The sequence below is a fragment of the Synechococcus sp. UW106 genome (genome assembly GCF_900474015.1).
Classification (GTDB): Bacteria; Cyanobacteriota; Cyanobacteriia; order PCC-6307; family Cyanobiaceae; genus Parasynechococcus.
The window spans coordinates 293,806-318,215 of sequence record NZ_UCNV01000003.1 but is presented as its reverse complement, the minus strand read 5'-3'; the positions used below and the strand labels follow the sequence as shown (position 1 = coordinate 318,215).

The window sequence follows — 24,410 nt, the reverse complement described above, 5'->3', positions numbered from 1 at the left end:
CGGCTGACCAGCCGCACGAAAACTTCGTCTTCCCTGAAGAGGTTCTGCCCCGTGGTAACGCTCTCTAATCCCGGTCTTGGCGCCACTGGCGGCAAAGACCTCTCCTCCACCGGGTATGCCTGGTGGTCTGGCAACGCCCGTCTGATCAACCTGTCAGGCCGTCTGCTTGGTGCCCACGTGGCCCACGCTGGTCTGATGGTGTTCTGGGCCGGCGCAATGATGCTGTTCGAGGTGAGTCACTTCACCTTCGACAAGCCCATGTACGAGCAGGGCTTCATCTGCATGCCCCACGTCGCCACCCTTGGCTATGGCGTGGGACCCGGCGGTGAGGTGACTGATCTCTTCCCCTTCTTCGTGGTCGGTGTTCTGCACCTGATCAGCTCCGCCGTGCTCGGTCTCGGCGGCCTCTATCACGCCCTGCGTGGTCCGGAGATTCTGGAGAACTACTCCTCCTTCTTCTCCCAGGACTGGCGTGACAAGAACCAGATGACCAACATCATTGGTTATCACCTGATCCTTCTGGGCGTTGGCTGCCTGCTGCTGGTCTTCAAGGCCATGTTCTTCGGCGGCGTCTACGACACCTGGGCCCCCGGCGGCGGTGACGTGCGTCTGATCACCAACCCGACTCTCGATCCGGGTGTGATCTTCGGCTACCTGTTCCGCGCCCCCTTCGGTGGCGAAGGCTGGATCATCGGTGTGAACTCCATGGAGGACATCATCGGTGGACACATCTGGCTGGGCCTGACTCTGATCTTCGGTGGTATCTGGCACGCCATCACCAAGCCCTTCGGTTGGGTGCGTCGCGCCTTCATCTGGAACGGTGAGGCCTACCTGAGCTACAGCCTCGGCGCTTTGAGCTTCATGAGCTTCATCGCCTCGGCTTACATCTGGTTCAACAACACCGCCTATCCCTCCGAGTTCTGGGGCCCCACAAACGCTGAGGCTTCCCAAGCTCAGAGTTTCACCTTCCTGGTGCGTGACCAGCGCCTCGGCGCCAACATCGGTTCCGCCATGGGCCCCACCGGCCTGGGTAAGTACCTGATGCGCTCACCAACGGGTGAAATCATCTTCGGTGGTGAAACCATGCGCTTCTGGGACTTCCGTGGTCCCTGGCTGGAGCCCCTGCGTGGCCCCAACGGTCTCAGCCTCGACAAGCTGCAGAACGACATTCAGCCCTGGCAGGTGCGCCGTGCCGCTGAATACATGACGCACGCCCCCAACGCCTCCCTGAACTCTGTGGGCGGCATCATCACCGAGCCCAACTCGGTGAACTACGTGAACCTCCGCCAGTGGCTGGGTGCAGCGCAATTCGTGCTCGCCTTCTTCTTCCTGGTTGGTCACCTCTGGCACGCAGGCCGCGCTCGCGCTGCTGCTGCTGGCTTCGAGAAAGGCATCGACCGCAAGGCTGAGCCTGTGCTGGGCATGCCCGATCTCGACTGATCCACCGGTTCAAGCCCAAACGATCGTCAATCAACCCCCGCCTAACGGTGGGGGTTTTTTATTGGGTGGGGGGAGGCGATTTCTTAGCCTGTTCAGATCGACGGATCGTCCGTGAACACAGGTCTGAACACCCGCGTGATCCACCACGGCGACAGCTACGCGGACGACACCGGCACGGTGATGCCGCCAATCTTTCCCACCAGCACCTTCGCCCATGGCAACCCCGGTGGGTTTGATTACACCCGTTCCGGCAACCCCAACTTCCGCATCCTCGATGGGGTGCTCGCCTCGGTCGAGGGCTGCGCTCACGCCACCGTCTTCGCCTCCGGCGTCAGCGCTATTACCGCTGTGGTTTCCCAGCTCAAACAGGGCGATCTGGTGCTGTGCGAAGAGAACCTCTACGGCTGCACCGTGCGTCTGTTCGAACAGGTCTTCGCCAAGTTCGGGCTGAAAACCGCATGGGTTGACTTCACCCAGCCGGAAGCGCTGGAGGAGATCCAATCCCGGAAGCCCGCAATGGTGTGGCTAGAGAGTCCCACCAACCCGCTGCTCAAGGTGATCGACCTGGAGGCGGTCTGCGCCATCACCCAAACCCTTGGGATCCCCGTGGTGGTGGACAACACCTTTGCCACCGCCCTCGTTCAGCGTCCCCTGGATCTGGGCGCCACGCTCTCGCTCACCAGCACCACGAAATACATCAACGGCCACTCCGATGCCCTGGGTGGAGCCGTCTGCACCAACGACCCCGACTGGCACCAGAAGATGGTCTTCTCCCAGAAGGCATTGGGACTGCAACCCTCCCCCTTCGACTGCTGGCTGATCACGCGGGGCATCAAAACACTGCCACTGCGGCTCAAACAGCAGATGGCTAATGCCGCGGCCGTTGCCGATCAACTGGCAGGACACGCCAAGGTGAACTGGGTGCGTTATCCCCATCGCAGCGACCACCCGCAGCACGAGGTGGCGAACCGACAAATGAAATCCGGCGGCGCCATCGTGACGGTGAGCTTCAACGCCAGCCAGGAGCAGACCTATGCCCTTTGCAAGCAGCTGCGCTGGTTCACGATGGCCGAAAGTCTGGGCGGCATCGAAAGCCTGATTTGCCACCCTGCCACCATGACCCACGCCGCTGTGTCTGCAGAGGTGAAAGCCAAGCTGGGCATTGACGATGGCCTGGTGCGCTTCTCGGTGGGCTGTGAAGACCTCGCCGATCTGCAGGCTGACCTTCAACAGGCCCTGGAGCTGCTGGCGTGAGTCCCCGCAACCTGCTCAACGATCCGGCCTGGCAGGGCTGCGATCTTGGCCATCCTCTGCCGGACTCACCCCATGCGGTGTCCGTCGCGCTGCCGCGCTGGCGTGATGTGGTTGCCTACGAGGAGAACGATCCGGCCTGCCGCGATGCACTGAAGACCGTCTATCCCCGCTTCGGGCTGCATCCACTGATCCGACAACTCACTCAACCGTCCGAGATTGAGGGCAGCACAGTCTGGCCCTACCCCACGGCGGCAGCAGCCCAGGCGGCCCTGGCCCACTGCCGCCGCAAGGCACCAGACAGCCGTTCGGAGTTGATTGCTATCGCGAGCATCTCCTGCCTGCGCAGCGATGCATCGGCCACTCCCCACGCCAAAGCGTTCTGGCAACACACCGGCCTTGGGCTCTCGTCCCGCCAGGCCGCGATCGCCCTGGGTCAGGCAGCTCCTCCCACAAGCGAAGACGGCGAAGCAGCACGGCGTGCCATTCGACAACGCCTAGCCGCCATCCACGACGTGGGGCCTGACCACATCAGCCTTCATCCCTCCGGCATGGCGGGGCTCCATGCAGCCCTCACTGCGGTGCAAAGCCTGCGGCCAGGACGCAGCACACTGCAACTGGGCTTTCCATACGTGGATGTGTTGAAGCAACCGCGGGTGGTCTTCCACGGCGGAGACCTGCTTCAACCGCAAGACCTGGCGGACGTTGAAGCAGCGCTGGATCAACTGGAGCCTGCCGCCGTGATTGTGGAGCTTCCCAGCAACCCGCTCCTGCGCTGTGTTGATCTGCCTGCCGTATCGGCCTTGGCCCGCGTCCGCGGCATCCCCTTGATCGCCGACGACACGATTGGCACCGGAATCAACCTCAATGCCTTGCCCTATGCGGATCTGATCTTCACCTCCTTGACCAAAAGCTTTGCAGGGCGTGGTGATGTGATGGCTGGCAGCTTGTTGGTGAGTCCCCAGTCGACCTGGGCCAGAACATTGCTCACCGCCTGCACGACGGTGGCTGGTCTCGGCGATGCCGATGCCATTGCCTTGGAGGAAGCCAGCCGAGATGTAAAGGAACGGGCACCAAAGCTGGATGCCCACGCGCTCCTTCTCGCCGAACGGCTGGAAACCCATCCAGCCGTCGAACGGGTGCTTCATCCCAAAGACTGCCCCAATTTTCGAGCTCTGATGCGCAGCGGAGCGGGCTATGGCTGCCTGCTCTCGTTCGAACTGAAGCAAGGTCGTCAGCAGGCGCAGGTGGTGTACGACGCTCTAAGCGTCAGTAAAGGGCCCAGCCTTGGCACCAATTTCACCTTGGCTTGCCCCTACACCCAGCTCGCCCACTACGACGAACTGGCCTGGGCCGAGCGCTGCGGCGTCGCCGCTGATTTACTCAGGGTGTCGGTGGGTTTAGAAGACCCTGACGAACTTTGGATGCGCTTTCAGCGAGCCTTGGATAGCTAAGAGACCGGTGAGACTCTGAAAAAGCCCTTAACAACGGAGGGGGGAGCCGCTCAACATCATTAGTTTGTTTTCTTCGGGCCCCTCCTACAGCAGCAGCTCAATGTCCCGCATTTACGACGACAACAGCCAGGCCATCGGCAACACCCCGCTGGTGAAGCTGAACAACGTCACCAAGAATTGCAAGGCCACAGTGCTGGCCAAAATCGAGGGGCGCAACCCCGCGTACAGCGTCAAGTGCCGGATCGGCGCCAACATGATCTGGGACGCTGAAAAAAGCGGAAAGCTCACCAAAGGCAAGGTGATTGTTGAACCCACTTCCGGCAACACCGGCATCGCTCTGGCCTTCACTGCGGCTGCCCGGGGTTACAAGCTGATCCTGACGATGCCTGAATCGATGTCGATCGAGCGTCGTCGGGTCATGGCGGTTCTCGGTGCCGAACTGATCCTCACAGAAGCCGCCAAGGGCATGCCTGGCGCCATCGCCAAGGCCAAAGAAATCGCCGATAGCGACCCGGCCAAATACTTCATGCCTGGTCAATTCGACAATCCCGCCAACCCTGAAATCCACTTCAAGACCACTGGTCCGGAGATCTGGAACGATTGCGATGGCGCCATCGATGTGCTGGTGGCAGGCGTCGGCACGGGCGGCACGATCACCGGCGTCTCCCGTTACATCAAAAATGAAGCCGGAAAAGCCATCGAATCTGTGGCCGTCGAACCGACCAACAGCCCGGTGATCACCCAGACCATGAACGGTGAGGACGTCAAGCCCGGTCCCCACAAGATTCAAGGCATCGGCGCCGGCTTCATCCCCAAAAACCTCGATCTTTCCGTGGTCGACAAGGTGGAGCAGGTGACCAACGAGGAATCCGTCGCGATGGCCCTGCGCTTGGCCCAAGAGGAAGGGCTGCTGGTCGGCATCTCCTGCGGTGCTGCCGCCGCTGCAGCGATTCGTCTGGCCGAGAAAGATGAGTACGCCGGCAAAACCATCGTGGTGGTGCTGCCTGACCTGGCTGAGCGTTATCTCTCGTCTGTGATGTTCGCTGAGGTGCCGACCGGCATCATCGAGCAACCGGTGGCTGTCTGAGTTCACTCCGACCCACCAGCACCAGCCCCGTCCTTGACGGGGCTTTTTTATTGCGTTGCCAAGCCAGTGGGCGCCGCATGGGGCTGCACCGCTGCAGCATCAATCCACATGGCATCGCCATAGGAGAAAAAGCGATAGTTCCTCTCAATCGCTTCCGCATACAGCTTCAACAAGGTTTCCCGGCCGATGAGGGCACTCACCAACAGAAGCAAAGAGCTTTTGGGCAGATGAAAGTTGGTGAGCAAGGCTTGAATCACCTTGAACTGATAGCCGGGCTGAATCACCAGATCCACCGGCCCCGTATACGGCATCAGAACGCCGCCATGGGCCTGAGCGGCTCCCTCCAGAGCACGAACACTCGTGGTGCCCACAGCAATCACGCGACCTCGACAAGCCTGCACCGCTTTCACCACAGCGGGGCTGACATCGACCCATTCGCTGTGAAGCTCCAACGCGGTGAGATCTTCCGTTTCGACGGGACGGAAGGTGCCAAGGCCCACATGAAGGGTGATCCGCGCCAGGTCAACCCCTTTCTGCTGCAAGGCCTCCAAAAGCTCATCGCTGAAGTGCAGTCCAGCCGTCGGCGCAGCCACAGCCCCGGGACGATTGGCATAGCGAGTCTGATAACGCTCGCTGTCACTGGGATCGTGCCGTTCGATATAAGGCGGCAGAGGCACTTCGCCCACTTCATTCAGCAAACCCTCAATGGTTTCCGCATCCCTGCAATCACTTGGGAACTGAACCACCCGTCCACCGCTCGCTGGATCTTCAGCGAGCACCTTCAGGCAGATCGAGGTCCCCTCAATCGTGAGGCTGTCGCCTGGCCGCATGCGCTTGGCGGGGCGCGCCAGACACAACCAGCGTCCCTCCCCCCGCGGCTCAAGCACCAGCAATTCGGACAGCCCACCCCCGGAACGACGCACCGTCAGTCGCGCCTTCAGCACCCGGGTGTCATTCACCACCAGCAGATCTCCGGGCCGTAGCTGCTCGAGCAGATCCCACACCGTGCCGTGAGCTGCTTCCGTTGATGGCTCACCCTGCGGGGGAACCATTAACAACTGAGCGCTGTGACGGGGCTCGACCGGTGCCTGGGCGATGCGCTCTGGCGGTAGCGGGTAGTCGTAGCTGCTGAGTTGATGGTCCCTGGGGTCAGGCACGCGGACGACCGATCAGAGCGCCAAGCTCTCCGGACGGGTCTCGATCAGTTCAGCGAGATCCTTCAGGAATGCAGCGCCATCGGCGCCGTAAATCACCCGGTGATCCGCCGTCAGGTTGACCTGCATCTGACGCTTGACGGCGATGGAACCGTCTTTGCCCGCCACCACCGTGGGGCGTGATGCGGCGACGGCGAGGATGGCCCCGGTGCCTGGGGGAAGGATCGCGTCGAAGCGATCAACCCCGAACATGCCGAGATTGGAGAGGGTGAAGGTTCCCGTGGAATATTCCTCGGGCTGCAACTGCTTACTGCGGGAGCGCTTGACCAGATCGCCCCACTGACGCGACATCTCATAGAGGTCGGTGCGATCAGCGTTGCGCAGCACAGGTGTAATCAAGCCACCATCTTCCATCGCCACAGCCACGGCGACGTTGACCTCAGCGGGGTAGGCCATTCCAGCCGCGGTCGTGGCGGCATTCACCTGAGGGTGACGCGCCAACGTGACGGCCACCGCCTTGGCCAGCAACGCCGTCATCGTGACGCCCTTCGGCTTCACCTGTTTGTAAAAGGCATCCAGCTTGTCGGTGGTGATGGCGTAGCCGACGCGGAAGCAGGGAACCGCCAGGCTCGCCTCCATGTTTTTGTTCACCGCACCCTGCAGGGTGTTGAAGGCCACGGTCTCGCCGGGCCGACCAAAGCTGTTTCCAGCGGGCGCAGCAGCGGCAGAGGATGCAGCCGCAGGCTGACCCGTAGCCGCAGGAGCGGAACCCTCCGCCACACGGGGGGCAGAGATGGGCTGTCCAGAAGCTTGTTCAACGTCTTCGGCCTGAATCCGGCCATTGGGCCCGCTGCCACGCACCGTGGCCAAATCCACACCCATCTGGGACGCGAGCTTTTTGGCCCGGGGGGTCGCCACGATGCGGCCATCGTTCACAACCGGCGCCGACGGAGCAGGGGCGGCGATCGGTGCTGGGGCTGGTGCAGGCGCAGGAGTCGGAGCTGAAGCCTGAACCGCAGCTGGTGTGGGAGCTGGTGCCGGGGCAGGTGCAGCCGCAGGGGCGCTGGGAGACTTGGCCTGCGCGTCAGCAATCTCGGCTTCGGTTTCGACAATCAGACCGATGGTTTCGCCCACCGGCGCCGTGCTGCCGGCCGGCATCAAGACGACGGCGAGATAACCGTCCTGAAACGACTCAACGTCCATATCTGCTTTGTCGGACTCAACGACAAGGACGGACTCACCCCGAGCCACCTTGTCACCGGGCTGTTTCAGCCATTCCACGATCTTCCCCTCCGTCATGGTGGAGCTGAGGGCAGGCATGAAGATGTCCGTGGTTGCCAAAACCGTCTCCGAAAGGGCAGATCAGGGGAGTTTACGAGTTAGCAGAAGGAAGCCGATCAGGCCTCCTCGATCGACTGAACAACGCTGTCCTCTAAAGCTATGGACTCTTCAATCGACTGAACAACGCCGTCCTTCACAACGATGGCCACCTGCATCTTCTGAACCAGGTTGTCGCCGACCTTTAGCTCGCAGGTGCTCTCCAGCTGCCCCTGTTCAACGATCTGATCCATCTCCAACTCACGGATCTTCGCTTGCTGCTGAAGCAGGTTGCGCTTCTGCTCCTCCAGCTCAGAACGCTTCGCCGACACCTGTTGTTGAATCTGCGCCACCTGATCCTGCACGCGCGGATCAAGGGGATTGGCGCTCTGACGACGCACCTGATCGATGACGTTCTGACCTTCTTGTTCCAGCTGCGCCAGCTGCTGGTCGGCTGTCGCTATGCCATTACTAAGCTCGCGCTCTGCTTCTTCTTTCCAAGTGGGCGTCACCACAGCACGAACTGAGATTGGACGCTTGATCGTCAAGGAGGTGACGTCGGACATGGATTCTTGGGAGACGGCCAAAGCGTGTCAGCACTTCCGCGTGTGGTCAATTACCGGTAAACCGACCGCCTCACAATCGTCTTAAACCGCGTTCAACGTCCGTAGAGAGCATCGATCAAGTTCTGGTCACGGCTAGTGATGCGATCACGACGCTGCTTCAGGGTCTGGGTCAAAAGTCCGTTCTCGATGCTGAAGAGACTCACCAGCACCACCCCGGTCAAGCGCTCATCTCCCCGAGATCCAGCCCTCTGCTTCAGCAACCTGTTGCATTCGCGCATCAAGAGTTTGAGCAGGGCCGGTTCTCCAGGCTGGCCGCCCAGATCTTGAGCAACGGTCACTCCGGCTTCTGCCGCCCAGGCAAGGATCGCCTCCGCACGAGGCACGATCAAAGCACCGAGCTGGCGTTCGTCCTGACCCACCAACATCACCTGCTCGATGAGGGGGCTGGCCATCAAGGCCTCTTCCAATGGGCCTGGCTCGATGTTCTCGCCACTGCTCAACACGATGGTGTCCTTGGCCCTACCGGTGAGTGCCACGGAACCATCCGGCAGGAGCATGCCCAGATCACCGGTGTCGAACCAACCCTCTGCATCAAGAACTTTGGCGCTGGCCTCAGGCTTTCCGAGATAACCCGCCATCACCTGGGGACCCCGCACCATCACCCGACCCCGTTGCCGGAAGGCCAAAGGCTGACCGTTGTCGGGATCCACAATTCGGAATTCGGTCTGTGGCATGGGTAGCCCCGAGCTGCCACGAATGTTGCGCCAAGGCCTCCTACAACTCACCACAGGGCTGGTTTCCGTAAGGCCGTAGCCCACCAACAGTTCAATCCCCACGGCTTCAAAGAAGGCATCGATGTGAGGAGCGATGGCACCGCCACCGCTGATCGGATAGGCAAGCTGACCACCACTGAGCTGCCGCCGCAGCTTGGGCCAGATCAGGGCCGAAGCCAGAGCATGCAGGGGCCAGCGCAGCGCAGCAGAACCGAAGGCAAGCAACCGTCCGGAGGCTGAAACCGGATCAAGCAGGAGGTTGCGAGCCGTTCGCATGGCGTTGCGCTGGGCAGCACTGTTGGCCAACGCCGCCCGAAGCAAGCGCTGTCGAGACGGAGGGAAGGTCTTGAGCACATCCTCAAATCCGGCTTGAACGGCCTCCCACAGCCGGGGGACGGTGGCCATCGCAATCGGCCGGACCCGCGGCAGATCCTTCTTCAGTTGCTTGATGGTTGTGTAGGTCTGCGTACAACCGCAGGAGAGAAAGTAGTAGCTGGCGCTGCGCTCGTAGGCATGCCAGATGGGCAGCACACTCAGCACCGGAGCACCGGGCTCGGGATAGGCCACGCAAGCCAGTGAGCTCATCTGATGCAACAGGTTGGCGTGGGTCAATGGGACCCCCTTGGGCTGCCCGGTCGTCCCGGAGGTGTACAAAACAGTTGCTACGGCCTCTCGCCCCCCAGCCGGGCGAACGGGATCACATCCAGCACCCGACGACAGGAACATTTCCCAGCCGATAGTCCCCTCGGCTGGCTCCCCTTCCAGCTGAAGCACAAAGCGCAACAGAGCCCGTTGTTCTGGGGGAAGGTCCAGACGACGCCACACGTCTGCGTTCTGAACAACCAGGGCTGTCGCCTGGCAATCCAGAAGGATGTAACGAAGCTCCTCCACTGGGGCAGAGGCCCCGCGCACAGCATCAGCGGCGCCGGCACGCATCAAGCCTTGATCGGCCACAAGCCAGCGGGGGCTGTTCTCAGCAAAGAGAGCCACCACATCCCCTTCCTTAACGCCATGGCGCCGAAATGCAGCGGCGGCGGTGGCGATGCGCTCAGCCAGTTCGCCGAAATTAAAGCTTTCGGGATGAGCCGCATGGGGCGCATCCACGGCAGCAATGACCCCATAGCGGTCAGCGAGCCAGGGCCAAACCGCATCAACCCTTGGCAACGTCTGAACATGGGCGTGACGTTGCAGAGCATCCGTCTCGCGGGCTATCGGGCTCCAGCTGGCCGTCATCCGATGCAGGGGTTCAAACAGCTCAGGTCTATCTCGCTTCGTCCTCCCAGACCAGACCGAAGCGATGGGCCAGGGCCTGCCGCAGCAGCGGCTGCACCTCAGCCATCGTTAGTCCCGGCAAACAGTCCGCCAGCCTTCCCACAGCACGACCAGTGAGACCACAGGGGGTGACCTGCTCAAACCCCTGCATCGCGCAATTCACGTTTAGGGCCAGGCCGTGCTGGGTGATCCAGCGGCGACAGCCAACACCGATGGCGGCGACTTTGCGGTTGTTTAACCAGAGGCCTGTCAATCCCGGCAAACGCTGCCCCTCCAAGCCCAACTCCGACAGAACATCCAGCACGACCTGCTCCAGCTGGCGCAAATACCAGTGCAAGTCGGGAGTGCGCCGCCGAAGGTCCAATACCGGATAGGCCACCAACTGACCGGGGAGGTGATGGGTGACCTCACCGCCCCGATCAATCCGGTATAGGGGTGCGGGTGGATCGACAGGGTCAAAATGCACGTGCTCCTCACTCGCGCCTCGGCCGAGGGTGTAGCAGGGCTCATGCTGAAGAATCCAGACCGCCTCGGGCGCCAACGAGTCAGCCAAAAGACTGCTCTGCCAGCGCTGTTGCGCTGACCAAGCCGCATCGAACCGAACCGGATGAACGGGCTCGAAAAGAAATGCACGCTGGGGGTGGGCCGAATCGTGCGCCGTATCTAGCTTGCCGATGACAACCGGCACAGGAGCGAGGCATGAAGTTGCTGATCCATGGTCGCAACCTCGAGATCACGCCTGCATTGCGGGACTACACGCAAACCAAACTGGAGCGGGCCACAGCGCACTTCGATGGTGCTGTGCGGGAAGCGGACGTCCATCTCTCGGTAGCCCGCAACCCCCGCGTCCCGCAGCAGACTGCCGAAGTGACGGTCTTCGCCAACGGAACCGTGATCCGGGCCCAGGAACGGAGTGAAAACCTCTACGCCAGCATCGATCTGGCCGCTGGCAAACTCGCCCGCCAGCTGCGCCGCTGGAAGGAACGCCACAGCGATCACCACCACAGCCATGGCCACAGCGCCAGCCACACCCCCAGCACGGATGTCGTCGTTGACGACATCCCAGTTGAGGACTCCCTGTTGCAGGGGCGACAGGCGGAACTGCCGGATCCGGGTGTCCGACGGAAATATTTCGCCATGCCACCGATGAGCCTGGACGACGCTCGTCGCCAGTTGGATCTCATCGACCACGACTTCTATCTCTTCCGCGAGAAGGACAGTGACCAACTGCAGGTGATCTATCGACGTAACCATGGGGGATATGGCGTGATTCAGGCTCGTGACTGACCGCTTGGCCCGCCATGGCTGATCCAGCCCAAGAGCTCCCCGACCTACCGCCAAGGCTTGATCAGGCGATCCTTGACCCGTTGCTGACCCGAGACCAACTCCAAACCCTTTCTGACTCCGGGGTGCAGGAGGGCGTGCGTGCCATCTGCACCACTCCTCGGCAGTTGCCACTGCTGCGTGAGCGACTCGGCGGCACCGACTCGGGCCCTCGCCTGGTGGCCGCCATTGGCTTCCCGTTCGGTGCTATTCCAGCCAATCTCAAGCTGGCGGAAGCGGAGTGGTGTGCCGCCCATGGAGCCCAGGAGCTCGATGTCGTTCCAGACTTCCTTGCCTTGGCAAACGGCGATTCAGGAGCATTTGCCGAAGAGCTCTCGGCTCTCTGCGACCTGGGGCTTCCTGTGCGGATCATCCTCGACATGGCACGTCTTGAAACGGAACAACTGGAGCTGGCCGTGGAGGCCGCCATTGATGCAGGCGCTGCTGGTCTACAGACCGGAAACGGCTTTGGTCCGGCGTGTCATCCCGATCAGATCCGTCAGTTGAAGCAACTGAGCCGCAAACGCTGCGCGATCAAAGCAGCCGGTGGTATTCACAGCCTCAGCCATGTGAGTGAACTGTTGTTGGCGGGGGCCGATCTACTGGGCACCAGTAGCGCCCCTGCTCTGCTTCAGGCCCAACGCCGCCCCGCTGCCTGAATGGCAGAACGACGCCTCACAGGACTCGCCCTCAAGGTGGGGCCCCTGGGCGAGCATGACCGCCTGCTGAGCCTGCTCAGTGATGCGGAAGGTGTCAGCCGCTTCGCCGTTCCCGGAGCGCGCCGGCCGAAGAGCAGTCTCGCTGCCGCGGCACCCCTAACCCTGTTGGAACTCCAAGTAGGAGGACGCAGTGGCCTAGCACGAGTGCGTCAACTGCGGGTTCTGCGGAGTTTCTCCGGTCTCGGACAACAGCTTGAAACCCTGGCTGCGGCGCAGGCTCTGTGTGATTTGTGCCTTCAGCTGGCGGCGCAGGACCCCGTGGAAGGCTTGCTCGCCACGATGCAACTGCACCTGGAACGTCTCGAAAGCCACCGAGCCGAGCCTGAGCTGGTGCTGGCCGGAACGGTCCAGGCCTGCATCCATCTGCTCACCCTCGGCGGTTATGGATTGCCACTGCAAACGTGCTGCATAACGGGCAATCCCCTGGCACCTCCACTGGGTCAGTGGGACTGGCGCTGCAGCCTGCTACCGCAGGACGGCTTTGCCATCGACGAGCAGCCTGGGGCGGCGATCCAGCTGAATCCCTCCGAACTAGCGCTGCTGCAGCGGCTGACCCGTGCCGATCTGCCCCGACGCCGTGACGGCAACCTGATGGGTCCACCGGCGGTGTGGCGCCGCCTGCTGAGCGTGGTCGACATCTGGAGCCGGACGCATCTCAACCGCCCGAGCAAAGCCCTGGCCATGCTGCGGGAGACGCTGCTGGCAGGTGCGTGAGCCATCATGGCCGCGATGCAGTTACCCCTTGAGCGGACCCAGCCTGTCCACGCCTGAACCCGCTCTGCCCACCGGCAGCAATCCCGAAGGGAAACGCGGGTTGGAAGCCGTGCTGCGACTGAACGATTTCCGCAAGCTGTGGCTGGGCCAGATCTTTTCCCAACTTGCGGACAAGTTCTACATCGTGTTGATGGTCTTTCTGATCGATCAACACCTGCTGCTGAAGGGGCAGGGCAATGGCGTGCTGGTGGAGATGGCGTCGGATTACGGCCTTGACATCAGCACACGCACTCAGGTGATCACCCTGCTTGCCACAGGCATCTTTGTGGCCAACACCATCCCCGCCATGGTGCTTGGGACGGTAGCTGGGGTCTGGGCTGACCGCTGGCCCAAGCGTCGGGTCATGGTGGCCAGCAATGCCCTGAGAGCCCTTCTCGTGGTGTTCGCACCGATCTGTCTCCTCTCAGGCCCGATTTGGCTCGGGCTTCCCTGGGGCTACTGGGGGCTGGTGGGAATGACCTTCCTTGAGTCGATCCTGACGCAGTTTTTCGCCCCCTCTGAACAGGCCACTATTCCCGTTGTGGTGCCTGGGGAACACCTCTTGGCCGCCAACTCCCTCTATCAAGCCACCAGCATGGGAGCCACGATCCTGGGCTTCGCCCTGGGGGAACCAATTCTTCGAACGCTGCACAGCAGCCTGGCGTCCCTCGGCATCGATGGCGGCGAGTTTCTGTTACTTCCTCTTTGTTACGGCCTCGCCGCCCTCAGCCTGTCGCGCCTGAAACTTCAAGAAGCCCCCAAGCCCGCCTCCAACACCTCGGTGTGGACAGAAATCGGTGAAGGGCTGCAGGTGCTGCGACGGGTTCCCTCCGTGCGGGGCGCCATGATTCATCTGGTGCTGCTCTACAGCCTGTTGGCGGCGCTCTACGTGCTCGCGCTTCAGCTCGCTGCCCTGATCGACAACCTGGGCCCCTCGGGGTTTGGCGCACTCCTGGCCATGAGTGGGCTGGGAATGGCGATCGGAGCCGTCGTGATAGCCCAACTGGGACATCGGTTCAGCCGACGTCGACTCACAGCGACAGGCCTGGGAACCATCACCTGGACGTTGGTGCTGCTCAGCCAACTTCAGGGCTCCTTGATCTTCACCCTGAGCCTCTGCGGCATTCTCGGAATTGGAGCAGCTCTGGTAGCCATTCCCGCTCAGACCACGATTCAGGAGGAAACCCCCGAAACAGAGCGGGGAAGAGTGTTTGGACTCCAGAACAACCTGATCAACATTGCCCTGAGTCTGCCGCTCGTTCTGGCAGGGACCCTGGTAAGCAGCATTGGCCTGCAACCAGTGCTATGGCTGCTGGCTGGATTGGCACTGGTTGCGGCTTTGATCGAACGACCGTGGCAACGCTGCTAACTTGCCGGTTCGCATGAAGAGGCCTAACCCGCTTGGCGCAGATTGCCTGGCTCGGCAAGAAGTCTCCCTTCTGCGGGAATGTGTCCTACGGGATCAGCACCACCGAAGCGCTGCGGCGTCGCGGGCATCAGGTGCACTTCATCCATTTCGACAACCCGCGCAGCCCTGAGCGCGACAACACGTCACTGCTGGCCAACGACCCTGACGTCAGCCTGCCCTATCTGGTCAAATCGCAGGTTTATACGATTCCCTCCCCTGGAGCACAAAGGGAGCTGAGGGAATCACTCGAACGGCTGCAGCCTGACCTGGTTCACGCCAGCCTCACCCTTTCGCCTCTGGATTTCCGTCTGCCGGAGCTCTGTCAGCAGCTAGGCGTCCCCCTCGTCGCCACCTTCCATCCCCCCTTTGATGCGGGCCTACGCAATCTGACGGCGGGAACCCAACAGCTCACCTACCAGCTGTATGCACCAGCTCTGGCCCGCTACGACAGGGTCATCGTGTTCTCGCAGCTTCAGGCGGATTTCCTGGAGCGCCTCGGCGTTCCTGCTGATCGTCTGACAGTGATCCCGAATGGTGTTGACACCGACCGCTGGTGCCCAACAGCCCCAGGAACCCTTTCGCTGATGCATCAACAGGTTCGGCAGCGGCTGGGCCGAGAACGCATCGTGCTTTATATGGGGCGATTGGCGACGGAGAAGAACGTCGAGGCCCTGCTGCGAGCCTGGCGTCTTGTCTCCCCAGAGGGGTGTCGACTGGTGATCGTCGGCGACGGACCGCTTCGCAACAGCTTGATGAACCAGTTCAACGACGACCGGATTCTCTGGTGGGGCCATGAGCCGGAGCAGGACACCCGGGTTGCCCTGCTCCAGTGCGCTGAGGTCTTCATCCTTCCGAGCCTTGTCGAAGGTCTGTCGCTGGCCCTGCTAGAGGCGATGGCCACCGGAACAGCCTGCGTTGCCACCGATGCTGGTGCCGATGGCGAGGTCTTGGAGCAAGGAGCGGGGATCGTGTTGAGCACGCAAGGAGTCACCACCCAGTTGCGCACCCTGCTCCCAGTGATCAGAGACCAGCCGGTGCTGACAGCGGAACTGGGCCGGCAAGCCCGCATCCGCGCGCTGGAGAGATACACGATTTCACGCAACATCGACGCCCTCGAACAGCTTTATTCAGATCTGATGCTGCGCAGCAGGGTCGCCGCCTGAACTTGTCGATCAGCGCCAGTCGAGACCCGGCATCCAGCCGACAATCGCCGGAGTAACCGCGGCGTATTGGGTGTAATTCGGATGCACAGCCCTTAAACCCTCCTCCTCAAAGCGGGCTTTACCCCGCAGTACCACCGCCAAACTGAACAAGAGCAACAGATGCAGCAAGCTGCCTGTGGCCAGCACAACACCTGCTGAACAAAGCAACAGGGCCCGGTACAGAGGATGCCGACAGATGGTGTATGCCCCAGTAGCAATCAGTTGATTCGACAGCTTGGGCGCCGGCAGCGGCGACAGGCTAGCCCCAAGAGAGCGCAGGGCCCCGATGGCCCGAAACAGACCCAAAGCCAGCAACAGCAAGCCAAGCCCAAACAAGGGCAAGGGCCAGATCAACAGACCGAAGCTGGCCGGGGAAGGCCAGACAGGGAGCAGATGAGCCGTGATCAGCAGTAGCTGAGCCAGAAGCCACCACTCACCGCGGCGGTTGTCCAACCAGCCACCCCAACTGAAGCCCCAATCCGAGAACATTTACTCACTCACCACCAATGTTCGGACGTTACGGCGCTGCACAAGGCCCGCCAGGGCCTGCATGTCCTCCCAGCGAATCAACCCCACACAGCCGAGAGTGCCGCTGTTGGCATTGCGGTTGGCGCTGGGATCGAGATGAATGCCCAAATGTCCTCGCCCTGTTGGAAACTCCGGTTCAATCCCGATCCAAATCGGCCCGAGCTCGCTCGGATCAGCGGGACCCAGGGCTTCCACCGGCCCGAGGCTGTAACGACCAGCAGGAAGCGGCGCACGGGTGCCGGACCGATGACGATCGGCGTTCTGACGGTGGGCTCGACCGCTGACGGCATCAAAGTGCTGCACAGGCTCGCCAGGGGTTTCCAGACGAAGACTCCAGATGGGATCTCGAGTGTGTGTGAGCGATCGCATGGTGCGGTTCAGCACCAGAACCGACTCACCAGTGGACGGGGGAGTGGATGGGGAAGTGGATGCAGAGGCCAGATCCATCTCAGCCGCAGAACAGGGCACGGATAACAGCGCCAGCAGATTCAAGACGAGACAAGACCGAACGACCACAGCAACCAGGCATGGAGGCCGGAACCCTATGGGCGGTTTTTATTCGCTGAGGAAATAAAAGCCAGCCGTCTCACCGTCCCCTTCTGAGACCCGCTGCGAGAAGGGCTCAGAGTTCGTTTCCAGCGAGCTGCAGTGCTTCAGCCTCCCTCTTGGGATCTAAGGCACAGCTGTCATCCAGCAAAAGCTGAAGGCGTGGGCTCACGGCCTCCACCAGGGGATTGGTCAGCACACCCCGGCTGATGCCCAGCTCCTCCAGCGTGTTGACCAGCGCTTGGTTGGCTTGGCTGCGCCGAAGACGTCCCTTCTCCACGAGGCAGTCGCTGCTGGCCTTGGCCATGGCGGCATAACTTCGAATCCTGCGGGCCAGCACCACCACGGCGACCCGCCGTTGAACCTCGGGTGCCAGGGGAGCATCCTCTGCGGCAACAGCCATCACTCCGGCAACAGCCATCACTGACGCCAGGGGCAGACCCAAGAGCAGCCCAGCGAGAGATCGGGGGAAGTGCATCAACCTGCCTGGAAAGCTCACTCAGTCAAGCCTGGGAAAACGCTGGGCGATGGTGCTGCCGCTGTACTGAGCCACCCATCCCTCAGGATTGTTGAACCAACGCACGGCACAGAACCGGGGGCGCTGGCCCATATCAAACCAATGACGGGTCCCTGCCGGAACACGAATCAGGTCGCCCTGTTCACAGAGCACGCTGAGCACCTCAGAACCGATGTGCAACACAAACAAGCCGCACCCTTCCACAAAAAAGCGCACCTCGTCTTCGGCATGGGTGTGCTCCTCGAGAAACTTGCAACGCAGGGTCTCGCGATCGGGGTGATCCGGAGTCATCCGAATCGCATCGACCGTGGCGTAGCCGCCATCGCGCTGAACCCGGGCAATAGCTGCGGCATAAACATCAAGGATGGAGGCTTGATCAGCACCCTCAGGAAGGTGCTGATCGGCGGGCCATTGCTCAAAACCGATGCCCCGGCGCTGAAGTTCCGCCTGAATCACCGCTGGATCACCGCTCTCCAGCTGGGGTAGAAGCCCATTCGGGGCATTTTGTGCTGTTTCGTCTGGAAAGATGCTGAGACGACTCATCGTCTGGACCCCGGGCGCATCGACTGCTGACCATCATCGATCCCACCATGACTGGGGGTCTCACGCTGGTGGGAGTCGGCCCGGGCGATCCATCTCTGCTGACCCTGGCCGCCGTTGAGGCCATCCGCCAAGCGCAGGTGGTGGCCTACCCGGTCGGACAACCGGGAGCCGACAGCATGGCCGCCCGCATCGCCACCGATTGGATCCGCAGCGACCATCAGTGCCTGCCGCTGTTGTTCCCGATGGTGGAGGCCGCCGAGCCACGTCGAGCCGCATGGGAGACGGCGGCGCAACAGCTGCAAAACATCGTCCGTTCTGGCCAGCGAGTTGCGCTGCTGTGTGAAGGCGATGCGTCTCTATTTGCGAGCTGCAGCTATGTCCTGCTGGCCATTCTCCAGGAGTGGCCCGACTGTCCCGTCACGGTGATTCCCGGTATCACCTCGTGCTCCGCCGCTGCCGCGGCCGGCCTCTGGCCCCTCGCCCTGCAGCAGGATCAATTGCTGGTGCGCCCCTGCCCCGACACACCTGAGGAGCTGGGGGTGGTTCTGGACACCGCCGCCACCACGGGGCAGGTGCTCGCCCTGCTGAAACTGGGGCGACGCTGGAGTTGGGTGCAACCCCTGCTGAAGCAACGCTCGCTGCTACATCAAGCACTGTTCGCCGAGCGAGTCGGTTGGCCAGAACAACGCATCTGTTCAGCGGATGCCGTTGATGCCGAACCGCGCCCCTACTTCTCACTACTGCTCATTCGTCAGGGATGGCCTGACGTGTTGCCCTAAGCCAGCTCCCGACTGCGTTCCGCGGCTGCGATGACAGCTTCGATCAAGGCGGAGCGCAGACCGATACGTTCCAATGCACGAACGCCAGCAATTGTCGTTCCCGCCGGTGAAGTGACCATGTCCTTGAGCTGGGCAGGGTGCAGATCGCGACGATCCAGCAGTTCAGCCGTTCCAGCCAGGGTTCGGTGGCTCAGCCGCAACGCCAGATCCCTTGGAAGACCGGCAGCCACCGCTCCATCAGCCATGGCCTCAGCCACCAAAGCCACAAAGGCTGGACCCGAGGAAGTCAACGCCAAGAAGGCATCAAGCTTGGCTTCAGCCAGCTCAAGCACTTCGCCCACATCGGCGAATAGCTGCTGCACCTGATCCCGTTGCACTGGAGTGATCCCTTCACCCCAGGCCAAAGCCGTCAAACCGGCTCCCACCAGCGCAGGGGTATTGGGCACCGCCCTCACACAGCAGTGGCCAGGAAACAGATGCTGCAAGCGAGCCAGAGACACTCCCGCCAAAACAGAAATGAGCAGCGGCTGATCCGTGACGGGTGGAGCTGCTGCTGCAACGGAATCCAGTTGCTGCGGCTTCACCGCAAGCAACTGGACCGGTGCGGTCCAAACCTTGGGAGCCGAAGGATCGTCAGCAGCAAACAGTCCGATGCCAGCCGGCAACTCCAAGCGGCGTTGCTCCAAGGAGCCGCTCCCCCCAACAACGGCCAGCAGCTGGTGAGCCGGAATCCGACCACTCTCCAGAAGGGGAAGCACAAGGGCCTGAGCCATGCGGCCCAGACCGATCACACCGAAAGCGGGCTGCACAGGAGAATTCAGAGAGCGGCGGCTCCCCAAGCGGGCGAAGGAGCGCTGGAGGATTCCCCAGCATCTGCCACATCGGCCTCGCGGCTCACCACCGTGGGGGCCGAAGCCTCGTCCTGGCCCGTGTTGGTGACGGTGACGCAACTTGGAGCGAACAGGAAGATGCTCTCTCCGACGCGCTCCTGATGACCATCGATCGCGAAGGTGCCACCAGCAACGAAGTCAACGGCACGCTGCGCCTGGTCAGGCTCCATCATCGTGAGGTTGAGAATGACCGTCTTCCGTTCTCGCAGGGCCTGGATGGCCCGAGGCATTTCATCGAAGCTGCGAGGTTCCATCACATTCACCTCAGCAGACGCAGTGCTGATGCCCGGCATCCCGATCACATTGGATCCAGGCAGGTCACTACCGAGGTCAAATGGGTTGGTGTCACCAATGGTTGCCAGGGCACCACCATCAGCCTGCATGGCGCGCTGGTCCTGGTCGTCTTGCTCGTCTTCGTAAGCAAAATCGTCCAATTCGCCATCGAGATAGTCATCGCCAGCGACGACAGCACGGAGACGGGAGATCAGCGACACCTTGGGATTCCTCTCGGTCTGAATGTGGTTCGAAAACCATGTCCCTGGATACCGTTTTCGCCGGTGCGGGGCAAGTCAATTCGCAGAGTCTGTTGACACCAATCTCGGGCCGAACAGTGCCGAGCCAACCCTGAGCCAGGTGCTGCCCGCTTCCGCAGCCTCTTTCCAGTCGGTGCTCATCCCCATCGAACACTCCAACAAGTTGAACCGATCCGCCAGGGAACGGCAGTCGGAAAACAATTCTTTGCGCTGCTTCGCGGCCATTTCGAATGGCGCCATGGTCATCAGGCCCGAGATCCGCAACCCCGGCAGAGCTTGCAGGTCTGACCAGATAGCGCAGAGTTCATCAGCAGACAGCCCCCCTTTAGTGGGATCTGGGCGCAGTTTGACCTGAAGCATCACATCGGGCTGCCGGGCCTCCTCCAAAGCAATGCGCGATACCCGTTCAGCGAGCAGCAAAGAATCGACGGAGTGGATGAAATCGAAGGCCTTCACCACGGGCCGCACTTTGTTGCTCTGGAGGCGGCCGATGAAATGCCAGCGCAGCTGCAGATCGATCAGCTCCTTCTGCTTAGGCAGCGCCTCCTGAACACGGCTTTCCCCGAAATCAAACTGACCGAGCTCTGCCACGGAACGGACGGCCGATGCCGGGTGGCCCTTGCTAACCGCCAGAAGCCTGGCGGAGGAGGGGCGGTCAACTTGGAGCGCCTGCCAACGCGCAGCGAATGAATCCGTCAAGAGTTCAGATGAACGTCTGATCGAACAGCTGAGTCCAGGAGTCCAGGTCCTCTGACCGATCCCGCCGGCACCGGCCCAGATGCACCTCAGCGTGGTGACGTGCGTCGCCGTAGGGGATCACTTCGAACTGGGCGCCACGGGGCTGCAAGGTGACCAGGAAGAACATTCTCTGGGCATACAGCGTGGCGTAAACGTCGCGACCCTCACCAGCCGGAGCTACCCGATAGAGCATCCCGAAGGTGGGGTGATTCAGATATCGCTCGGACGCCATGCCGTGATCAGCCGTGATCAGAGGTCATAGAGCACCGTACTGACCCCGGAGCCCGATCACCAATAGGAGCAATGTCATCGCCAGGCCATTCAGCAGGTGAGCAGGACGTTCAGGAGGCATGCGGAAATACGAAGGGCCAAGAATCCGACCCCCACGGGCCACCAGTGCATCCGCTCCCTGCTCAGCTCTTAGAAGGATGTTGGCCAACAGCCTCTCTCCCACGGCCAGCACCAAGCCGAAGCCGGCCTTGAAACCCAGCTGGCGCAGATTGACGGCACGACTGGCAAGAGATCGCAGCAGATTCTGGAGCTCTTCCTGAACGAGAGGCAGAAAACGAAGGGCCAGCAACAATTGAAACCCCAGCCGCTCAACAGGAAACCCCAGCCACTTCAAAGGAGTCAGACACCAACTGAGAGCCCAGACCAGATCCTCCGGAGGGGTTGTGATCAACATCAAATTGACGCTGTGAATCACCGTGAAGATCAAGGTCGACGTCCGCAGCCCCAGCACTGCAGAGGCGCGGTCCACCACCAGAGGACCCAGCTTGAGACCACCCAACTGCAGGGGTCCTAGGCGCAGCAGATCCCAGGAGGGTCCTTCCGTCTCGAGCCCAGGAAGCTCGGCCGGATTACGAAGGGGAAAAGCCGCAGGGGGATCAACAGCCGGCAACAGCATCGACAACAGACCCACCACAAGCGCCAACGCCGTCAGCAGAAGGACAGACCGCCACCACAGCGACCGGGCCAGACCACTGGCCAGGGTGATCACCACCAGAGCAACCACAAGAGCGACGCGCCAAACGGGGCCGGCCAAAACAGGTGTGAGCAGAAAGACGAGGGACCAGGCCAGCTTCAGTCGAGGGTCCAACCGCCTGAGCCAACCACTGGAGCCATCGACGTATTGGCCCATCGGGACCTGACGTAACCAGTCCATGACTCAGCCTTTACGGCTCTGTTGACGGGCCAGATCGCGTTCAGCGTCGCGCTGTTGCTTGCCGCGCCAGAACAGACGCAACGGACTTCCATCGAAGCCGAGGCCCTCGCGGATCTGGCGCTCGACATAGCGCCGGTAGGTTTCCCCGAAAAGCTTGGGGTCGTTGACGAACAGGGTGAAGCTGGGGGGTCGACTTGCGACCTGCGTGCCGTAATACAACTTGCCCTGACGCCCCCCTCGGGTGGTGGGCGGACTACGCCAGCTGAGTGCTTCCTTCAGCACCTCATTCACAACAGAGGTGGTAACACGGCGACGATGCTGTTCAACCGCCAAGGCGGCCAGAGCGAAGATGCTGTCCACCCGTTGGCCGGTGAGTGCCGATGTGAACAACATCGGGGCCCAATCGAGGAAGTACAGCTTGGAGCGCAGCTCTTTTTCCATCGCCGTCATGGTGTGGCTGTCTTTCTCGACGGCGTCCCATTTGTTGACAACCACCACACAGGCTCGTCCGTCCTCCTCAATGCGGCCCGCCAGGCGCTGATCCTGCTCGGTCACGCCATCCAGGGCATCAATCACCAGCACGCAGACATCGCTGCGTTCGATCGCCTTGAAACTTCGATTGATCCCGAAAAATTCCGGGCCATAGTTGACGCTGCGCCGCCGGCGGATGCCAGCTGTGTCCACCAGACGCCAGGGGCGTTGCTCCCGGATGATGCTGGTGTCGATCGTGTCGCGCGTTGTGCCGCGAATCGGACTGACGATGGCCCTCTGTTCTCCACAGATGGCATTCAGAAGACTGGATTTCCCGACATTCGGCCGGCCGATGATGGCCATCTGAATCGGTTCCTCCTCCTCCCCCTCTTGATCCTTCGGCGGGAGAAACGTGAGGACCTGATCAAGGAGTTCACCGGTTCCGGCCCCATGGATGGCCGAAATCGGATGGGGCTCACCAAGCCCAAGACTCCAAAATTCGCCAGCCATGGCCAGGCCCTGTTCAGGCGACTCACACTTGTTCACCGCGAGAAGCGTGGGACAGCGATGACTGCGCAGAAATTCAGCAATGGATTCGTCAGCGGCCGTCAGTCCCTGCTGACCGTCCACGATCACCAAGGCCACACTGGCTTCCTCGAGAGCAAGAGCCGCCTGCTCCCGGATCTCAGGCAGAAATTCACTGTCGTCATCAAACACCAGTCCGCCGGTGTCGACGACCTTGAATTCTCGATCACCCCAATAGCCGTCCTGATAGGTGCGATCACGCGTCACGCCGGGCTCATCGTGAACGATGGCTTCTCGGCTGCGGCACAACCGGTTCACAAGGGTCGACTTACCGACATTGGGGCGTCCGATGATTGCGACGACGGGACGCGCCAAGGGTCTGTTCAGGCCAATCATTCACCCTACAGAGACGCCTTTAGTTCCCATGAGCCTGCTACTCCTGCTGTGGCCTCTACTACTGACGCGACGTCCTGAACAGGCATCACCGCTCTGAGCCCGTCGCAGCCTGGCGCCGATCGCGAGCAGAACCGAAATTCTTTCCGGGCGAGACAAATGAGTCTCACTTGAGACAGCTAGGGCGTGTGAAGTGTGTTCCCTCGCCATGCTCGAGCTCGTCGCCAGCCTTGTGGTCGACCTCTCCGACCAGCGCCTGACGGTTTACAACAGCCAACAGGAAGTCGTCCGCGTGATCCCCGTCAGCACCGGCAAGGCCTCAACGCCAACACCGACCTTCAACAGCAAGGTCTTCACGAAGTACCGCTCCACCACGATGTACGGACGCACCTACACCGTTCCAGGCGTGCCTTACACGATGTGCGTCAGTGCCAACGAGGCCATCTGCCTCCATGCAGCGCCCTGGCAGGAGAACGCCGGGCAACCCTTCGGCGTCCCCCGCAGCCATGGCTGTGTGCGCATGCCCATGACCCACGCCCGCTGGTTGTTCCACAACACGCCGAAGGGCACGCCGATCACCATTCAGGCCTGAATCACCCCACCGGCAGATCGCCGGGGTGCCCCTGCACCGGATCGGCTGGAGCCGGAAGCTCTGGCCCTAAAGGCCCCTGTTCCGGCAGGGGCTCGCCTTGCTGTGCCAGCCAGGCCAAGAGCCAGTTCACCGCCGTGGCACGCCGGGTCCGTCGGGGAAAAAGCTCACCGATCCGGTAGCCCGCAAAGTTGAGCTGCTGCTTCAGCAGCTGCTTGTATTCCTTGGGAATCGATCGGGTCAAACGAACCGATGCCGGCCGCTCGGCGATCAACTCGGGAGCCAAGGGGAAGGCATCCGCCCAATCCGTTGGCGTGTCTGGACTGGCGCACCATTGGAGTTCATTGGGCCGGTATCCCAAGCGTTCCCAAACCCTTTCGCAGACAAAGCGATCACTGCAGCGGTCCTCCAGGATCTGCAAGAGCAACGAACGACTCAGCGGCCAGGACATGTCGAGTGCGTTGTGCAGCATGG

27 protein-coding genes and 1 pseudogene are annotated in these 24,410 nt (G+C 61.6%); 12 read left to right on the top strand and 16 right to left on the bottom strand.

Annotated elements, in window-relative coordinates:
* From DXY30_RS14660 to cysK, 5 genes and pseudogenes are all read left to right on the top strand, one after another.
* A pseudogene (locus tag DXY30_RS14660) lies at positions 1-68 on the top strand (photosystem II protein D2); the annotation flags it as partial.
* Positions 52-1,440 (top strand): photosystem II reaction center protein CP43, encoded by a 1,389-nt coding sequence (gene psbC / locus DXY30_RS02925; RefSeq protein WP_115022594.1) that lies wholly within the window; start codon positions 52-54, stop codon positions 1,438-1,440. The pseudogene DXY30_RS14660 and the gene psbC, both read left to right, overlap by 17 nt.
* A gap of 111 nt (positions 1,441-1,551) precedes the next feature.
* Positions 1,552-2,694 (top strand): PLP-dependent aspartate aminotransferase family protein, encoded by a 1,143-nt coding sequence (locus DXY30_RS02920; protein WP_115093284.1) that lies wholly within the window; start codon positions 1,552-1,554, stop codon positions 2,692-2,694.
* The gene (locus DXY30_RS02915) at positions 2,691-4,145 is read left to right on the top strand and encodes a PLP-dependent transferase (RefSeq protein WP_115093283.1); all 1,455 of its coding nucleotides are present in this window, start codon (positions 2,691-2,693) and stop codon (positions 4,143-4,145) included. The genes DXY30_RS02920 and DXY30_RS02915 overlap by 4 nt, the downstream gene beginning before the upstream one ends.
* A 100-nt stretch (positions 4,146-4,245) precedes the next feature.
* Positions 4,246-5,232 (top strand): cysteine synthase A, encoded by a 987-nt coding sequence (cysK, locus tag DXY30_RS02910; RefSeq protein ID WP_115093282.1) that lies wholly within the window; start codon positions 4,246-4,248, stop codon positions 5,230-5,232.
* A 47-nt stretch (positions 5,233-5,279) separates the two neighbouring features.
* Here cysK and queA read toward each other — a convergent pair whose 3' ends face one another.
* The 5 genes from queA to lipB form a co-directional block, all read right to left on the bottom strand.
* Positions 5,280-6,389, bottom strand: a complete 1,110-nt coding sequence (gene queA / locus DXY30_RS02905; RefSeq protein ID WP_115093281.1) for a tRNA preQ1(34) S-adenosylmethionine ribosyltransferase-isomerase QueA — start codon at positions 6,387-6,389, stop codon at positions 5,280-5,282.
* Between the two features lie 12 nt (positions 6,390-6,401).
* Entirely contained in the window at positions 6,402-7,727 is a 1,326-nt protein-coding gene (locus DXY30_RS02900; RefSeq protein ID WP_115093280.1) for a dihydrolipoamide acetyltransferase family protein, read from the bottom strand.
* Between the two features lie 56 nt (positions 7,728-7,783).
* Complete coding sequence (locus DXY30_RS02895) at positions 7,784-8,269, bottom strand: YlqD family protein (RefSeq protein WP_115093279.1); 486 nt, start codon at positions 8,267-8,269, stop codon at positions 7,784-7,786.
* A gap of 92 nt (positions 8,270-8,361) precedes the next feature.
* Positions 8,362-10,275, bottom strand: a complete 1,914-nt coding sequence (locus DXY30_RS02890; protein WP_115093278.1) for an AMP-binding protein — start codon at positions 10,273-10,275, stop codon at positions 8,362-8,364.
* Between the two features lie 28 nt (positions 10,276-10,303).
* Positions 10,304-11,002: a lipoyl(octanoyl) transferase LipB gene (gene lipB, locus DXY30_RS02885; protein ID WP_115093277.1), complete on the bottom strand. Its 699-nt coding sequence runs from the start codon at positions 11,000-11,002 to the stop codon at positions 10,304-10,306.
* A gap of 11 nt (positions 11,003-11,013) precedes the next feature.
* Between lipB and hpf the strand changes: the two genes are divergently transcribed.
* Genes hpf through DXY30_RS02860 form a run of 5 tightly spaced genes read left to right on the top strand, consistent with a single transcriptional unit; the run spans position 11,014 to position 15,680 of the window.
* The gene (gene hpf, locus DXY30_RS02880; protein WP_115093276.1) at positions 11,014-11,601 is read left to right on the top strand and encodes a ribosome hibernation-promoting factor, HPF/YfiA family; all 588 of its coding nucleotides are present in this window, start codon (positions 11,014-11,016) and stop codon (positions 11,599-11,601) included.
* 14 nt (positions 11,602-11,615) lie between these two features.
* On the top strand, positions 11,616-12,296 hold the full coding sequence (locus tag DXY30_RS02875; protein WP_115093275.1) for a 2-deoxyribose-5-phosphate aldolase: 681 nt from the start codon (positions 11,616-11,618) through the stop codon (positions 12,294-12,296).
* Entirely contained in the window at positions 12,297-13,070 is a 774-nt protein-coding gene (recO, locus tag DXY30_RS02870; RefSeq protein ID WP_115093274.1) for a DNA repair protein RecO, read from the top strand.
* A 28-nt stretch (positions 13,071-13,098) separates the two neighbouring features.
* Positions 13,099-14,478 carry an MFS transporter gene (locus tag DXY30_RS02865; RefSeq protein WP_115093273.1) on the top strand — a complete coding sequence of 460 codons (1,380 nt, stop codon included), beginning with the start codon at positions 13,099-13,101 and terminating at the stop codon, positions 14,476-14,478.
* A 32-nt stretch (positions 14,479-14,510) separates the two neighbouring features.
* Complete coding sequence (locus DXY30_RS02860) at positions 14,511-15,680, top strand: glycosyltransferase family 4 protein (protein ID WP_115093272.1); 1,170 nt, start codon at positions 14,511-14,513, stop codon at positions 15,678-15,680.
* A 9-nt stretch (positions 15,681-15,689) separates the two neighbouring features.
* Here the strand turns inward: DXY30_RS02860 and DXY30_RS02855 are convergent, their stop codons facing one another.
* From DXY30_RS02855 to DXY30_RS02840, 4 genes are all read right to left on the bottom strand, one after another.
* Positions 15,690-16,208, bottom strand: coding sequence for an isoprenylcysteine carboxylmethyltransferase family protein (locus tag DXY30_RS02855; RefSeq protein WP_115022167.1), 519 nt, complete (start codon positions 16,206-16,208; stop codon positions 15,690-15,692).
* Positions 16,209-16,694, bottom strand: coding sequence for a L,D-transpeptidase (locus DXY30_RS02850; protein WP_115093323.1), 486 nt, complete (start codon positions 16,692-16,694; stop codon positions 16,209-16,211).
* 175 nt (positions 16,695-16,869) lie between these two features.
* On the bottom strand, positions 16,870-17,271 hold the full coding sequence (locus DXY30_RS02845) for a hypothetical protein (protein WP_115093322.1): 402 nt from the start codon (positions 17,269-17,271) through the stop codon (positions 16,870-16,872).
* Between the two features lie 21 nt (positions 17,272-17,292).
* Positions 17,293-17,853 (bottom strand): acireductone dioxygenase, encoded by a 561-nt coding sequence (locus tag DXY30_RS02840; RefSeq protein ID WP_115093271.1) that lies wholly within the window; start codon positions 17,851-17,853, stop codon positions 17,293-17,295.
* A 47-nt stretch (positions 17,854-17,900) separates the two neighbouring features.
* On the opposite strand from DXY30_RS02840, the gene cobI reads away from it, so the two are divergent.
* A complete protein-coding gene (gene cobI / locus DXY30_RS02835; protein WP_244281221.1) occupies positions 17,901-18,632 on the top strand; it encodes a precorrin-2 C(20)-methyltransferase in 732 nt (243 codons plus the stop codon).
* On the opposite strand, the gene proC is transcribed toward cobI, so the two are convergent.
* From proC to der, 6 genes are all read right to left on the bottom strand, one after another.
* On the bottom strand, positions 18,629-19,405 hold the full coding sequence (proC, locus tag DXY30_RS02830) for a pyrroline-5-carboxylate reductase (RefSeq protein WP_371638552.1): 777 nt from the start codon (positions 19,403-19,405) through the stop codon (positions 18,629-18,631). The genes cobI and proC overlap by 4 nt on opposite strands.
* 44 nt (positions 19,406-19,449) lie before the next feature.
* Positions 19,450-20,016 (bottom strand): cell division protein SepF, encoded by a 567-nt coding sequence (locus DXY30_RS02825; RefSeq protein ID WP_115022174.1) that lies wholly within the window; start codon positions 20,014-20,016, stop codon positions 19,450-19,452.
* 75 nt (positions 20,017-20,091) lie between these two features.
* Complete coding sequence (locus DXY30_RS02820; protein ID WP_115093269.1) at positions 20,092-20,754, bottom strand: YggS family pyridoxal phosphate-dependent enzyme; 663 nt, start codon at positions 20,752-20,754, stop codon at positions 20,092-20,094.
* Positions 20,755-20,758: 4 nt separating this feature from the next.
* On the bottom strand, positions 20,759-21,025 hold the full coding sequence (locus tag DXY30_RS02815) for a PipX family protein (RefSeq protein WP_115093268.1): 267 nt from the start codon (positions 21,023-21,025) through the stop codon (positions 20,759-20,761).
* 24 nt (positions 21,026-21,049) lie between these two features.
* A complete protein-coding gene (locus DXY30_RS02810) occupies positions 21,050-21,958 on the bottom strand; it encodes an energy-coupling factor transporter transmembrane protein EcfT (protein ID WP_115093267.1) in 909 nt (302 codons plus the stop codon).
* A 3-nt stretch (positions 21,959-21,961) separates the two neighbouring features.
* Complete coding sequence (gene der, locus DXY30_RS02805; RefSeq protein ID WP_115093320.1) at positions 21,962-23,329, bottom strand: ribosome biogenesis GTPase Der; 1,368 nt, start codon at positions 23,327-23,329, stop codon at positions 21,962-21,964.
* Between the two features lie 226 nt (positions 23,330-23,555).
* Between der and DXY30_RS02800 the strand changes: the two genes are divergently transcribed.
* A complete protein-coding gene (locus DXY30_RS02800) occupies positions 23,556-23,939 on the top strand; it encodes a L,D-transpeptidase (RefSeq protein ID WP_115022181.1) in 384 nt (127 codons plus the stop codon).
* Position 23,940: 1 nt separating this feature from the next.
* On the opposite strand, the gene DXY30_RS02795 is transcribed toward DXY30_RS02800, so the two are convergent.
* Positions 23,941-24,408, bottom strand: coding sequence for a DUF1823 family protein (locus DXY30_RS02795; protein ID WP_115093266.1), 468 nt, complete (start codon positions 24,406-24,408; stop codon positions 23,941-23,943).
* Positions 24,409-24,410 lie beyond the last annotated feature (2 nt).